Annotated in this window: 13 protein-coding genes; 10 read left to right on the forward strand and 3 right to left on the reverse strand. The window is 65.3% G+C overall.

The window, feature by feature from the left end; genetic code table 11:
• Window position 1: 1 nt before the first annotated feature.
• Both rpsI and AC1DE3_RS08790 read left to right on the forward strand, forming a co-directional pair.
• On the forward strand, window positions 2–481 hold the full coding sequence (rpsI, locus tag AC1DE3_RS08785) for a 30S ribosomal protein S9 (RefSeq protein WP_441511221.1): 480 nt from the start codon (window positions 2–4) through the stop codon (window positions 479–481).
• Between the two features lie 96 nt (window positions 482–577).
• Window positions 578–1330, forward strand: a complete 753-nt coding sequence (locus AC1DE3_RS08790; protein ID WP_441511222.1) for an SDR family oxidoreductase — start codon at window positions 578–580, stop codon at window positions 1328–1330.
• 166 nt (window positions 1331–1496) lie between these two features.
• On the opposite strand, the gene AC1DE3_RS08795 is transcribed toward AC1DE3_RS08790, so the two are convergent.
• Window positions 1497–1823, reverse strand: a complete 327-nt coding sequence (locus AC1DE3_RS08795; protein ID WP_441511223.1) for a hypothetical protein — start codon at window positions 1821–1823, stop codon at window positions 1497–1499.
• A 233-nt stretch (window positions 1824–2056) separates the two neighbouring features.
• Here AC1DE3_RS08795 and AC1DE3_RS08800 point away from each other — a divergent pair, with 233 nt between their 5' ends.
• The 4 genes from AC1DE3_RS08800 to AC1DE3_RS08815 all read left to right on the forward strand — a co-directional run bounded on the left by AC1DE3_RS08800 (window position 2057) and on the right by AC1DE3_RS08815 (window position 5804).
• Window positions 2057–2335 (forward strand): hypothetical protein, encoded by a 279-nt coding sequence (locus AC1DE3_RS08800; protein WP_441511224.1) that lies wholly within the window; start codon window positions 2057–2059, stop codon window positions 2333–2335.
• A 14-nt stretch (window positions 2336–2349) separates the two neighbouring features.
• Window positions 2350–3306, forward strand: coding sequence for an agmatinase (gene speB, locus AC1DE3_RS08805; RefSeq protein WP_441511225.1), 957 nt, complete (start codon window positions 2350–2352; stop codon window positions 3304–3306).
• A gap of 347 nt (window positions 3307–3653) precedes the next feature.
• A complete protein-coding gene (gene argC, locus AC1DE3_RS08810) occupies window positions 3654–4589 on the forward strand; it encodes an N-acetyl-gamma-glutamyl-phosphate reductase (protein WP_441511226.1) in 936 nt (311 codons plus the stop codon).
• Between the two features lie 114 nt (window positions 4590–4703).
• Window positions 4704–5804, forward strand: a complete 1101-nt coding sequence (locus AC1DE3_RS08815) for a helix-turn-helix transcriptional regulator (RefSeq protein WP_441511227.1) — start codon at window positions 4704–4706, stop codon at window positions 5802–5804.
• A gap of 223 nt (window positions 5805–6027) precedes the next feature.
• Here the strand turns inward: AC1DE3_RS08815 and AC1DE3_RS08820 are convergent, their stop codons facing one another.
• Window positions 6028–6876 carry a fumarylacetoacetate hydrolase family protein gene (locus tag AC1DE3_RS08820; protein ID WP_441511228.1) on the reverse strand — a complete coding sequence of 283 codons (849 nt, stop codon included), beginning with the start codon at window positions 6874–6876 and terminating at the stop codon, window positions 6028–6030.
• Window positions 6877–7303: 427 nt separating this feature from the next.
• Here AC1DE3_RS08820 and AC1DE3_RS08825 point away from each other — a divergent pair, with 427 nt between their 5' ends.
• Window positions 7304–8623, forward strand: coding sequence for an OmpP1/FadL family transporter (locus AC1DE3_RS08825; protein ID WP_441511229.1), 1320 nt, complete (start codon window positions 7304–7306; stop codon window positions 8621–8623).
• Between the two features lie 277 nt (window positions 8624–8900).
• On the opposite strand, the gene AC1DE3_RS08830 is transcribed toward AC1DE3_RS08825, so the two are convergent.
• Entirely contained in the window at window positions 8901–10724 is a 1824-nt protein-coding gene (locus tag AC1DE3_RS08830; protein WP_441511230.1) for a PHA/PHB synthase family protein, read from the reverse strand.
• A gap of 116 nt (window positions 10725–10840) precedes the next feature.
• On the opposite strand from AC1DE3_RS08830, the gene AC1DE3_RS08835 reads away from it, so the two are divergent.
• From AC1DE3_RS08835 to AC1DE3_RS08845, 3 genes are all read left to right on the forward strand, one after another.
• On the forward strand, window positions 10841–11296 hold the full coding sequence (locus AC1DE3_RS08835; RefSeq protein WP_441511231.1) for a hypothetical protein: 456 nt from the start codon (window positions 10841–10843) through the stop codon (window positions 11294–11296).
• 180 nt (window positions 11297–11476) lie between these two features.
• Window positions 11477–12697, forward strand: coding sequence for an LL-diaminopimelate aminotransferase (locus AC1DE3_RS08840; protein ID WP_441511232.1), 1221 nt, complete (start codon window positions 11477–11479; stop codon window positions 12695–12697).
• 128 nt (window positions 12698–12825) lie between these two features.
• A complete protein-coding gene (locus AC1DE3_RS08845; protein ID WP_441511233.1) occupies window positions 12826–13239 on the forward strand; it encodes a hypothetical protein in 414 nt (137 codons plus the stop codon).
• Window positions 13240–13297 lie beyond the last annotated feature (58 nt).

Here is a 13297-nt window from a genome sequence, read left to right on the forward strand (position 1 = left end):
CGTGGCCGAGGTTCTTCAGTCTCTCTCCCAGCTTGGCGATGCAGCCAAGCCCGCTCAGCCGGAAGCTCCGGTCCACGTCAAGAAGGTCGATGCCCAGGGCCGCGCCTATGCCACCGGCAAGCGCAAGAATGCCATCGCCCGCGTCTGGATCAAGCCCGGCTCCGGCAAGGTCACGGTCAACGGCCGCGATCAGGAGATCTATTTCGCCCGTCCGGTGCTGCGTCTCGTCCTGAAGCAGCCCCTGCAGCATGTCGATCGCCTGACCCAGTACGACGTCATCGTCTCGGTCAAGGGCGGCGGTCTCTCCGGCCAGGCCGGCGCTGTCCGCCACGGCATCTCCAAGGCCCTGACCTTCTATGAGCCGGAGCTTCGCGGCCCGCTCAAGAAGGAAGGCTTCCTGACCCGCGACTCGCGTGTCGTCGAGCGTAAGAAGTTCGGTAAGGCCAAGGCCCGCCGCAGCTTCCAGTTCTCGAAGCGCTGATCGTTTCCGGAATTACCGTTATGCGGAAGGGCGGCTCGCAAGAGCCGCCCTTTTCGTATTGGCTGCAGTTTCGCGCCAGATCAGCCGGAGTCCGCCGTGAGCCGTCCCGTCCTCCTCGTCACCGGCGGCAGCCGCGGGATCGGCGCGGCGACCTGCATCATGGCGGCCAGGCGCGGCTATGATGTTGCTGTGAACTACCAAAGCAACGGCAAGGCTGCAGCCGCGGTCGTCGAGGCCTGCGAGGCGGCCGGCGCAAAGGCTCTCGCATTGCAGGGCGACATGGCCGATGTCTCCGACATCATCCGCGTCTTCGCTGAAGCCAGGGCGGCGCTCGGTGCGCTCACCCATGTCGTCAACAATGCCGGCATCACCGGCAAGTCGAGTTCCCTGGTCGAAGCGGATGCCGCCGTGATCCGTGAGTGCATCGACGTCAATGTCACCGGTGCAATTCTGGTCGCGCGCGAGGCGGCCCGCGCGCTGATCGCCCATGAGGCGGCGCCGGGGAGGGCGATCGTCAACATCTCCTCGGTCGCGGCCGAACTCGGCTCGCCCGGCGAATATGTCTGGTATGCGGCCTCGAAGGGGGCCGTCGATTCCCTCACCCTCGGCCTCGCCAAGGAGCTGGCGCCTCATGGCATCCGCGTCAACGCGGTGGCGCCCGGCATCACCGAGACGGAGATCCACGCTCTTTCGACCGGAGAAGCCGGCCGCGTCGCACGCATCGCGCCGCTGATCCCGCTCAAGCGCGCAGCCACCGCCGAAGAGATCGCCGAGGCGGTGCTGTTCCTCCTGTCGGAGGCATCCAGCTATACGACGGGCGTGATCCTGAAAGTATCTGGCGGCCGCTGACGCCGATGCCGGGCTGCGCTGGAGCGGGGAGCCCGGCCGCTTCGGGAGCGCGCGGCGGGCGATCAGGGAGCGAGCGGGTCTGACGACCCGCTCGCGACGCTACGCAACGCTACTTTGCACGCAACAACTCGTCGCGGGGCGAGGAATTCCTCGGGCCCCGACAGTGTCAGTCGCAGACCTCGACCTGCTTCATCGCGCCATCGATGGGAGCCTGGGTGAATCGGCAGGGATTGGCCTTCAAGGGCGGCGAGTAATAGGCATCCGTCGCCTGATCATGGTATTTTGGATATTCCTGCGGCTCCTCCTGGGGTTGCGGAGCGAGTTGGTTCGCAGCCGGCTGATGTGCCTTGGCGGCTATGGGGGTGACCAGATTGCCGGCACTGCTCAGCGTCGGATTCGGCGTTGCCGGATGGGCTGAGGCTGCCGATTGCACGGCAATGCCTCCAAGGGCAAAAGTCAGGGCGAACGCCGCTGCGGCCAGTGTCTTCTTCATCGCTGTCTCCGAAACCACTGCATCGATAAGCAAGGGGTTATTCGTTCCTGCACGCTTGCAGGAACACCCAAGGATGCTTCCGGAAAAAAGACGCTCCGCAGCTTGATCCGTGGCATTTTCGCGGCAAGGATCACAATGATGTGCGTGCTTATTATACGGAGGCATATGAAGCCGACGGGGCGTAGGGAGCGCCGCCTCTCGCGCGTCGTTCGCCGCTGATGTAGCAAGAGCCTATGCGCGTCCTCCTCATTCTGATCGCCTTCGGCATGATCGCGGTGCCGGCCTTGCTGATGCTGGCGCAAGAGGATCTGCCGCGCGCTCGGCGGATAGGCAGGGCATTGGCCATCTTCCTCGCTCCGGCGGTGGCGCTCGGCTTCATCCATGGCGTCCCGGAGCTCGACGGGCGCGCGATCAACAACCCCAACGCCTGGACGATGCTGCGTCTCGTGCTGACGGCGCTGGCGCTGATCCTGCCCTGGTGCCTCTTCGTCTGGTTCAACGCGCGCCGTTGATTCGAAGGACCGTCATGAGCGAAGCCAGCGACAAGCCGCCGATCGACCACGCCTTCACGGGCGAGCGGCGTGGCGGCGCGGCCGACCCGACCTATGCAGGCGCGCTCTCCTTCATGCGCCGGCCCTATGGCAAGGATGTCGCGGGCTGCGATCTCGTGATCTGGGGCGTGCCCTTCGATCTTTCCGTCACCAACCGGCCCGGTGCGCGGTTCGGCCCGCAGGCGATCAGGCGCGCGAGCGCGATCTTCGACGGCGATCCGCAATATCCGTCGGGTATCGACCCCTTCGCCCGTCTTTCGGCCATGGACTACGGCGACTGTGCCTTGCCGCGCGGTGACCTTTCGGGTTGTGCCGGGGCGATCGAGGCGGAGGCCGCCGCCATCCTTGCTGGCGGCGCGCATCTGATAACGCTGGGCGGCGATCATTTCATCACCCTGCCGCTGCTGCGCGCCCATGTCGCCCGCCATGGCCAGCTGGCGCTGATCCAGTTCGATGCCCATCAGGATACCTGGGATGACGGCCCCGGCGGGATCGGTCATGGCAGTTTTGTGCTGGAGGCGGTCCGCGAAGGGCTGATCGATGTCGAGCGCTCGATCCAGATCGGCATCCGCACCGTCGCACCGCGCGACTGCGGCATCGCCATCCTCGACGCCTATGAGGCACACGCACTCGGCGTCGCCGGGATGGCGCAGCGCATCCGGGAGCGGGTAGGGCAGGGTCCGGCCTACCTCACCTTCGACATCGATGCGCTCGACCCTGCCTTCGCCCCGGGTACGGGCACGCCGGTCTCGGGCGGGTTCAGTGCGGATCAGGCTCTGCGTGCCCTCTGGGCGCTCCGAGACCTCGACATTCGCGGCATGGATGTCGTCGAGGTCTCGCCGCCTTATGACCACGCCGACATCACCGCGATCGCCGCCTCGACCATCGTGCAGCATCACATTCAGGCACTGGCGCTGAAGCAGGCGGGTTGAATCGGTTTGCGAACAGGTGGAATCGAATTCCGAGCCGCTGCCCGCAAGCCGTTGCGGCGACTCGGAAAAGAGGAACGCCGCCTTCGATCCGCCGAACCGGCACGAGCGTGGCGCGGTGCGGTTATGCTTCGGGCCGAAGCCTGCCGTTATTGACAGGGCCCGGTGGCTCCCTCATATCGAAGCGATGGTCAGTAACCTGTCCCGACGTCGCCCGTACTCGGCCGCTCCGGCGCGCCCGCGATGACGCTCGGCCGATGACCGAACGCCCGCGACCGCGCCGAGAAGCGCGGTTTTTTTATGCCTGAAGCCCATCCATTGACGTGCCTACCCAGCGATCGGGGGTCCTGATGAGCCAGAACCTGAAAACCATCTTCATCGACGGCGAAGCCGGCACGACCGGGCTTGGCATCCGCGAGCGGCTGGGTGCGGTGCCGGAGGTCGCGGTCAAGAGCATCGACCCCGGCAAGCGCAAGGATCCGGCCGCGCGGAAGGACATGATGGCGAGCGTCGATCTCGTCGTGCTCTGCCTGCCGGACGACGCCGCCAAGGAATCGGTTGTGCTCGCCGACGAACTCGGCACGAACGCGCCCAAGATCGTCGACGCCGCCACCGCCCATCGCGTCGCGCCGGGGTGGATCTATGGCTTCGCCGAACTCGAGCCGGGCCATGCCGAGAAGATCGCCAAGGCCGATCGCGTCGCCAATCCGGGGTGCTATCCGACCGGCGCCATCGCGCTGCTGCGCCCGCTCGTCGATGCCGGACTGATGGCGCACGACCATCCCGTCACGATCAATGCCGTCTCCGGCTATTCCGGCGGTGGCAAGTCGATGATCGAGGAGTACGAGACCGGTGTCGCACCGGCCTTCGAGCTCTACGGCCTCGGCCTGCGCCACAAGCACCTGCCGGAGCTGCAAGCCTATGCCAAGCTGACGCGGCGGCCGATCTTCGTGCCCTCCGTCGGGAATTTCCGGCAGGGCATGCTGGTTTCGATTCCGCTGCATCTCGACACGCTGCCCGGGCGGCCGAGCATCGCCGATCTTCATCATACGTTGGCCGAGCGCTATGCCGGCTCGAGCTATGTCAGCGTGCACTCCCAGGAGGGGATGGGCGGCAAGATCGAGCCGGAAGCGCTGAACGATACCAACAAGCTCGAGCTGCGCGTCTTCGGGCAGGACGATCTCGGCCAGGCCGTGCTCGTCGCGCGCCTGGACAATCTCGGCAAGGGCGCCTCGGGCGCGGCTGTCCAGAATATCCGCCTGATGCTCGGCCTGCCGGAAGGCTGAGGCCGCGCGGGGCACTTCAACCGCCGATTGCGTCGAAAGGCTTAGTTGGTCTCCCCCAAACAGGGGAGGCCAAGTTGTCGTGGCAAGACTATGCTGCCGGTCAAAGAGGAAGACGTGGCGGGCAGCGATTTCGAAAACGCGCTGATCGACGGCATTTATGAAGCCGCGATCGTGCCTGAGGGCTGGTCCCGCGTCCTGCGGGATACGGCCCGGCTCGCCGGTTGCAAGGAAGCGCTGCTCGGCACGGTCCTCGATGACGACGCCCGCCTGATCGCGTCCTCTCCCGAGTTCGGGCAAGCTTATGAAGAATTGCTGCGGCGCATCCCGTTCGGCATCAACGAGCGGGCGCAGCGTCTGCTCGTCCATGGCCGGCTTGGCTTCATCACTGACAAGGACGTTTTCAGCCAGGACGAGATCGCAAGCGCGCCGCTCTATCAGGACATCCTGATTCCGGCCGGCTATGGTTCCGCTGTCGCCACCGCCATAGCGGCGCCGTCCGGCGACCTGACGATTGTTCATTGCGAGCGGTCCGTGACCGAAGGCTATGTGGATGCAAAAGGCATCTCCGCCCTGGAAAGCCTGCGGTCGCATTTCGCGCGCGCCGGTTTGCTGGGGCGCCGGTTGGCGATGGAGCGGGCGCGAGCCGCGTCGCAGGCCCTCGAGATGATGGGCCTCCCCGCGGCCGTGCTGGGGTTGCGGGGGCAGGTCATCGACGCCAACGCGCTGTTTCAGGATCTGATGCCGGGCGTCTTCCAGGATCGCGCGGCAAGGCTCGCGGTTGCGCACGCCCCCGCGGACGATCTGTTGGCCGCGGCCATCGCGGCCTTGTCGCGGCCCGATCTGCCGCAACCGGTACGGTCCCTCCCGATACCGGCACGGCGGGGCGGCGTGCCGATGGTGCTGCATCTCTCGCCGGTGCGCGGGCAGGCGCGCGATGTGTTTTCCTTCGCCAGCGCCATCGTGGTCGCGACGCCGGTGACGGCGGGGGCCGGGCTCGAGGCCGGCCTGATCGGCGGGCTCTTCGACCTGACCCCGGCGGAGGCGCGTCTGGCCGCCGCGATCGCGGGCGGGCATACGCCCCGCGAAGCCGCACAGCGCCTCGGCGTGACCGAGGCGACGGCCCGCACGACGCTGAAGCGCATTCTGGCGAAGACGGGCTCGCGCCGGCAGGCGGATCTCGTCGGGCTGCTCAAGAGCGCCGCGCCGCCGCGGTGAGCCTTGGACCCCCCATTTGGGGGATGCCAGCCCGGCGAAAGCGGGCGAGAGTGTCGAGGCAGAGACGGCTTTGCCGTCCGCGAACGAAACTTTGCGCCGTCAAAGCCGGGTCAAGCGGCTCTGGCGGCGTTTTTTATCCGCCTCCACCGCCAAAAAAGACGCCGGCAATGGCCGGCGTCCGATGCTGTTCCTGAGTGGCGGTTGGCTCGCTAGGCGAGAGAACTCAGCCCTTGTAGGCGACGAAGTTCTGCTTCTGCTCGCCAAGGCCCTCGATGCCGAGCGCCACGACCTCGCCGCCCTTCAGGAAGCGCGGGGGCTTGAAGCCGAGGCCGACGCCCGGAGGCGTGCCGGTGGTGATCACGTCGCCTGGATCGAGGCGCATGAACTGGCTGATATAGTGGACGAGATAGGCGGCGCCGAAGATCATCGTCTTGGTCGAGCCGTTCTGGACACGCTCGCCGTCGACTTCGAGCCACATGCCGAGGTTCTGGATGTCCTTGATCTCGTCGGTGGTCACCAGCCAGGGGCCGAGCGGACCGAAGGTCGGGCAGCCCTTGCCCTTGGCCCATTGCCCGCCGCGCTCCTGCTGGAATTCGCGCTCGGAGACGTCGTTGCAGACGCAGAAGCCCGCGATTGCGGCCATCGCATCCTTCTCTTCGATGTAGGAGCCGCCGTCGCCGATCACGATCGCGAGCTCGACCTCCCAATCGGTCTTCTTGGAGCCCTTCGGGATGATGACGTCGTCATTGGGGCCGACGATGCAGTTCGGCGCCTTGTTGAAAAGGATCGGCTCCTTCGGGATCTCCGCGCCGGTCTCGGCAGCGTGGTCCGCGAAATTGAGGCCGACGGCGATGAAGTTGCGGACGTCGCCGACACAGGCGCCGATGCGCGGCGAACCCGAAACCAGTGGCAGCGATTCAGCCGAAACCGCCTTGACCTTGGCGAGCGAGGCCGAACTCAGCGCCTTGCCGGCAACATCAGGGATGACGCCGGACAGGTCGCGCAGCTTGCCCTGGGCATCGAGAAGGGCCGGCTTTTCCTGGCCGAGCGCGCCGTAGCGGAGCAGTTTCAAGGTGTTTCCCCCGTTTCAAACGATCTAAATGGGCTTTCGACTCTGACCGGATGTGTCGGCGAAACACAAGTCCGTCTCTGTGCATGGCCGTCCGCAGCAGGAGGGTGCCCAAGATGTTGCCCGATTGCAACTGCGCGCTCCAAAGCGACTCTCTCAACCGCGAGCACGCAACCGGCCCGCATGAATGTCCCCCGCGCAAAACCCACAATAGTTTGCATGTAAACCATCCTTTTCTGAACGGTCGGCCAGTCGGCATCGCAGAAAGGGCAGTTTTTGGCCGTTTTTCGCCGTTCGTATCCGCGAATAAGGAGATCCGGAGACGGATTTTGGGCGATGCAGGCGGGATTGCGGCAGGAAACGGCTCGCGTCATGCTTCGAATCAACCGAGGTCCGCGCGCCTCGGAAAAGCTTAACCGGGATGGATTCGATGAAGGGCCTTGTTCGTACTGCTGCAGCCGCCACGGTTTCGGTTGCCGCTCTCCTCGCCGCTGGCGCCGCTTCCGCGAGCTCTTTCGCGATCCGCAGCGGCCAGAGCGCCGAAGGCCTGGGTATGGCTTATGCCGGTGCGGCGTCCGGCGGCATCGGCATGGGCTCGATGGCCTGGAACCCGGCGACCATCACGATGTTCCCCGGCCGCAACAGCAACTGGAACTTCACCTACCTCAACGCCAATGCGAGCTACGATCCGACTTCGGTTACGCGCCTCGGCTCGCCCAACGGCCCGGCGAGCCCGATCCAGAACGGCACGGGCAATATCGGGGGCGATGGCGGCTTCATCCCGGCCTCCTACTCGGCCTGGCAGCTTACCGACCGGCTCTGGATCGGTATGCACACCGGGGCGCCCTACGGCCTCCGGTCGAAGCCCGACGACCAGGTGCACGCCGCCCAGATCTATGGCCGCTCCGCCAAGGTGACGACGATCAACGTCTCGCCGACCGTCGGCTATCAGGTCAATGATTGGCTCTCGATCGGTGCCGCGCTGCAGGTTCAGTACTTCAGCGCGAGCCTCAAGCAGGCCGCCGGCATCGGCCCGACGGCGCCGCCGGTCATCATCGAAGGCGACACGATCGATTTCGGCTACCGCTTCGGCTTCACGTTGACGCCGTTCCAGGGCACCAGCATCGGCCTGGCCTATCGTTCCGAAATCCGCCAGACGCTGGAAGGCACCTTCCGCACGCCGCTCGCGGTCGTTCCCGTCAAGGCGAACCTCAACCTGCCGGACTCGGTTGTGTTCGGCGTCTCGCAGGTGATCAACGACCAGTGGCAGGTCCATGCCGGCGTCGAATGGACGAACTGGAGCCGCTTCCGCAACATCCCGGTCGTCAGCAAGCTCGGCGGCATCCCGGTGACGAGCCTGAACTTCCAGTATGACGACGCCTGGTTCTTCACGCTCGGCGCGGAATACAAGTACAGCAATGCGCTGACTTTGCGCGCCGGTGTCGGCTACGAACTCTCGGCGGTCAACGACCGCAACCGCACGATCTTCATCTCGGACAATGATCGCCTCTGGCTTTCGGCGGGTGCGAGCTACCAGCTCACCGACAAGATCAAGCTTGACCTCGGCTACACCTTTATCGACGTGAAGAAGGCCAAGGTGAATTACGACGGCGCGCATCCGCAGCAGGGCGCCGTGTTCTATACCGCCGAGGCCAAGCCCTATGTTAACATCGCCTCGGTCGGCATCACCTATCGCTGGGACGACCCGACCCAGACCGTGCCGGTCCATCCGGTCGTGCGCAAATACTGATTTCGGCGCAGAACGCGCTCGGAAAAGCCGGCCCGACAGGCCGGCTTTTCTGTTTCCGACTTCGGCAAGGTTGCCGGAGGCGATCCGCCAGCAAGGGTTCCGGGGATCTCGGCGATCAGTCGCCAAGATCCCGCTGATTCATCTCTTCGCGAGCGTGCCGATCCACTGGCCGATGGCCGGGTCCCGATGCAGGGCCCGCGCGATGACGCGGGCGAGGTGGCGAAGGTCGGCGCGGCGCATTGGCCTCGCCAGCCGACGATGCATCCCCTTGATCGTCTCAGACCCGGACCTTGACATAGGTGCCGGGCGCATCGGCGAGCGCGGGCAGCTTGCCGCCCCCCGGTTCGCGCGCCGCCACCTTCTTCGGCGCCTGCGCTTCGAGCCAGGCGAACCAATGCGGCCACCATGAGCCCGGGTGCTCCTCGGCCTTCGCCTGCCAGTCGGTATAGCTCCCCTTGGCCGGCCCGCCCGTCCAGTACTGGTACTTCACCTTGCTGGGCGGGTTGACGACGCCGGCGATATGGCCGGAGCCCGCCACGACGTGCTCCACCGGGCCGCCGAAGCATTGCGAGCCGTTGAAGACGGATTGTGCCGGGGCGATGTGATCCTCCCGCGTGGCGAGATTGTAGACCGGCATCGTCACGCGCCGCAGATCGAGTCTCTTCCCGCCGATCGTCATCTCGCCCCGGGCGAGTGTGTTGTCGAGATAGCAGTTGCGCAGATAGAAGGAATGGTTCGCCGCCGGCATCCGGGTCGAATCCGAGTTCCAGTAGAGCAGGTCGAATGCCGCGGGCGTCCTGCCCTTCAGGTAATTGTTGACCGCATAGGACCAGATCAGGTCGTTGGGCCTGAGCATGTTGAAGGCGCCCGACATGCGTGAGCCATCGAGATAGCCGGTCTTGGCCATCTGCTCTTCGATTGCGTGGATCTGTTCTTCGTCCACGAAGACCGAAAGCTCGCCCGGCTGCGAGAAATCGACCTGCGTGGTGAAGAAGGTGGCGCTCTCGATCCGCTTGTCGCCGATGGCGGCCATATAGGCCAGCGTCATGCCGAGCAGCGTGCCACCGACGCAGTAGCCGATGGCCGAAACGCGCTTCTCGCCCGTTATGCGCTCGATCGCATCGAGGGCGGCGAAGATGCCCTCGTGCATATAGCTTTCGAAATCCTTGGTGGCATGCCGGGCGTCGGGATTGACCCAGGAGATGCAGAACACCGTCAGCCCCTGCTCGACGCACCAGCGGATGAAGCTCTTCTCCGGATTGAGGTCGAGGATGTAGAACTTGTTGATCCAGGGGGGCACGATCAGCAGCGGTCGCTTGAACACCTGCGGCGTCGACGGCGCGTACTGGATCAGCTCCATGACCTCGTCGCGGAAGACCACCTTGCCGGGCGTCGTGGCGATGTTGACGCCGACCTCGAAGGCCTTGGCATCGGACTGGCGAATCTTGAGCTCGCCGCCGCCGGCCTCGACGTCCTCGGCGAGCATCTTCATGCCTCGCACCAGATTTTCGCCGTTCTGCTGCAAGGTCTCGCGCAGCAGTTCGGGATTGGTCGCGACGAAATTGGTCGGCGAGAGCGCTCCGGCGATCTGCTTGATGTAGAAGCGCGCCTTGTTGCGCGTATGCGGGTCGAGGTCGTCAGCCTTCTCGACCATGGTCTCGGCCCAGCGCGAGCCGATGAGATAGGCCTGCTTGATGAAGTCGAAGGTCGGGAGGTTCGTCCAGTCCGGATCCTTGAAGCGATTGTCGCGCTGATCTGGCTCGGCGACCGGGGCTACCTCCTCGCCGCTGGCGCGCTTCAGCGCCGCGCTCCACAGATTCATGAAGTCGCGGGTCAACGAAGCCTGCGCTTCGATGATCTTGGCGGGATCATTGACCCATTGCTCGGCGACGCGGCCGAGCGTCTTGACCATGTCGCTCGCCTCATCGGCCTGGCCTGTCTTGGGCTGGCCGCGTTCCAGGGGCTTCAGATAGGCGGCGGTGACCTTGCCGTATTCCTCGACCAGCCGTCCCATGTTCTGCGCGAACTGGTCGAAGTCAGGAACCGGGGACTCGGCGGAACCTTTGTGGTCCTTGGCGCGGTCGTCGACATGGCGGTTCATGAGTCGTCTTCCCCCTTGTCGTCATAGGATAGCGCATGGCTTCCCATTTTGGTCCTATTAAGGACGCAACCGCTGTGCTTTACCAAGCACATTCGACAAACCTGCTGGAAGAACCCATGCCGATCGAGATGCCTGCGACGAAGCCGCTCCGGATCGCGGTGGTGATGGCCGCTGCCGGCATCGCCCTGGCGGGCTGCGCCGGGAATGAGGGCATCAAGGGCGTTGCGGAAGCGGCCGGCATGGCGACGACGCCGCAAGAGGCCAGGAGCTTCGTCCGGGAGACACGGCCCGCGGACGCGCAATACATTCCCGTCGGCAGCACGATCGGGGTCGATCAGCTTTGCCCGGGCCCGAATCCGCCGGCTCCTTACGTGCCGACGGGGCAGGCGGCCCGCTTTGCGGCGCCCAAGCCGACCCGCGGCCCCAATGATCCCTGCAAGAAGCGCTCGGACTTCCAGAAGATCGAGTCCCAGCTCGAGGCCAAGCGCCAGGCCAACGAAAGCGCCGGCACGCAGGCCAAGTCGCTGGGCGAGACGCCGGCTCCCCAGCCTGCGAAGATTCCGCAGAACTGATTTCCAGCCTCGGCGAAAGGAGGGCTTTCGGCGCGCGTGTCGCCATTTCGTCGCAGCGGCAAAATATTGCGTTTTTTGTTCTGTGCGGACGAAAGATGCGGTGCTAAGCACCTCTGGCGCAAAGAAGTGACCAGCGCCTGAGGATGACTGCCGGCGCCCCCGGCCAAGGACCTGTTCGAAATGACCGATTTTCATCGTATCAAGCGCCTGCCGCCCTACGTTTTCGAACAGGTCAACAAGATCAAGGCCGCCGAGCGCGCCAAGGGCGTCGACATCATTGATCTCGGCATGGGCAATCCCGACCTGCCGGCGCCGAAGCACGTCATCGAGAAGCTGGTCGAGACTGCCGGCAAGCCGCGCACCGACCGTTACTCCGCCTCGAAGGGCATTGTCGGCCTGCGCCGCGCCCAGGCGAATTATTATGAGCGCCGCTTCGGCGTGAAGCTCAATCCCGAGACGCAGGTGGTCGCGACGCTCGGCTCCAAGGAAGGCTTCGCCAACATGGCGCAGGCCATCACCGGGCCGGGCGACGTGGTGCTCGTGCCCAATCCAAGCTATCCGATCCACGCCTTCGGCTTCCTGATGGCGGGCGGCGTGATTCGTTCGGTTCCGGCCGAGCCGACGCCGGCGATGTTCCCGGCGCTGGAGCGGGCGATGGCGCATTCCGTGCCGAAGCCGATCGCGCTCGTCACCTGCTATCCGGCGAATCCGACGGCCTATGTCGCGACGCTCGACTTCTACCGGGACCTCGTCGCCTTCGCGAAGAAGCACGACATCATCCTGCTGTCGGACCTCGCCTATGCCGAGGTTTATTTCGACGACGACAACCCGCCGCCCTCGATGCTGCAGGTGCCGGGCGCGATCGACGTTGCGGTCGAATTCACCTCCATGTCGAAGACCTTCTCCATGGCAGGCTGGCGCATGGGCTTCGCCGTCGGCAACGAACGCCTGCTGGCGGCGCTGGCGCGGGTGAAATCCTATCTCGACTATGGCGCCTATACGCCGATCCAGGTCGCGGCCGCGGCGGCGCTCAACGGCCCGGACGACTGCATCCGCGAGATGCGCGATATCTACCGCAAGCGCCGCGATGCGCTGGTGGAGAGCTTCGGCAAGGCCGGCTGGGACTTCCCGGCGCCGGAGGCCTCGATGTTCGCCTGGGTCGCGATCCCCGAAAAGTTCCGCCATCTCGGCTCGCTGGAGTTCTCGAAGCTTCTGATCGAGAAGGCCGAGGTCGCTGTCGCTCCCGGTATCGGCTTCGGCGAACACGGGGATGATTATGTCCGCATCGCCATCGTCGAGAACGAGCAGCGCATCCGCCAGGCGGCGCGCAATATCGGCCGCTTCCTGAAGGGCGCTGACGCGACGCTGCACAACGTCATCCAGATGCCGAAGGCGGGGTAGGGCGGTTCTCCGGGACTGTGGTGCTGCGGCCTCTGGACTCGGAGGCGCAAAACATGGGAACCGATGCGGTGCGGACAGCCTGCTCCGCACCGCGTCCGAGGCCCGTCTCCATGCTCCGAAAAGGCCGCTTGCTCGGCGTTGCTTTCGCCGTCTTCGCCCTGGTCTGCCTCGTCGCGACCTATGACTACTCGAAGGGGCGCATCCCGGAGACGCGCTCGGCGCTGGTTTCCGAAGTGCTGTCGGTCACGAAAGGGCGCGAATGCGCCCGCGACGCGACCGATATCGTCTCCCGTTTCATCCCCGTCGGAACGGAGCGGGCCGAGGCCGAGCGCAGGCTTACCGAGATCACGATCGATCCGCCGAAACCCTGGTTCTGGACGCCGGCGGTCGAGAACAGCACGGTTTCCGAAGGCAACTCCATCGAGGCGCTGCACACCATCAAGGCGACGGCCTTCGGCAGCAACCTGCTGCGCATCTATCTCGGCTTCGAGGACGGAAAGGTGAAGCGCGTCGCTGCGGAAGTGGTCTGCCATTTCGGCTGAGACCGCTTGCTGAAATCGCCGAGGCGCTGCGCCCTTGGGGCCGGTGCTTCACCTGCGC

It is taken from the genome of Allobosea sp. 10L417 (assembly GCF_056395485.1).

Excerpts from the sequence above, each read along its gene's own strand:
- AC1DE3_RS08795 (WP_441511223.1), bottom strand. The coding sequence starts at position 1,823 with ATGAAGAAGACACTGGCCGCAGCGGCGTTCGCCCTGACTTTTGCCCTT.
- AC1DE3_RS08800 (WP_441511224.1), top strand. The coding sequence starts at position 2,057 with ATGCGCGTCCTCCTCATTCTGATCGCCTTCGGCATGATCGCGGTGCCG.
- speB (WP_441511225.1), top strand. The coding sequence starts at position 2,350 with ATGAGCGAAGCCAGCGACAAGCCGCCGATCGACCACGCCTTCACGGGC.
- argC (WP_441511226.1), top strand. The coding sequence starts at position 3,654 with ATGAGCCAGAACCTGAAAACCATCTTCATCGACGGCGAAGCCGGCACG.
- AC1DE3_RS08825 (WP_441511229.1), top strand. The coding sequence starts at position 7,304 with ATGAAGGGCCTTGTTCGTACTGCTGCAGCCGCCACGGTTTCGGTTGCC.
- AC1DE3_RS08830 (WP_441511230.1), bottom strand. The coding sequence starts at position 10,724 with ATGAACCGCCATGTCGACGACCGCGCCAAGGACCACAAAGGTTCCGCC.
- AC1DE3_RS08835 (WP_441511231.1), top strand. The coding sequence starts at position 10,841 with ATGCCGATCGAGATGCCTGCGACGAAGCCGCTCCGGATCGCGGTGGTG.
- AC1DE3_RS08840 (WP_441511232.1), top strand. The coding sequence starts at position 11,477 with ATGACCGATTTTCATCGTATCAAGCGCCTGCCGCCCTACGTTTTCGAA.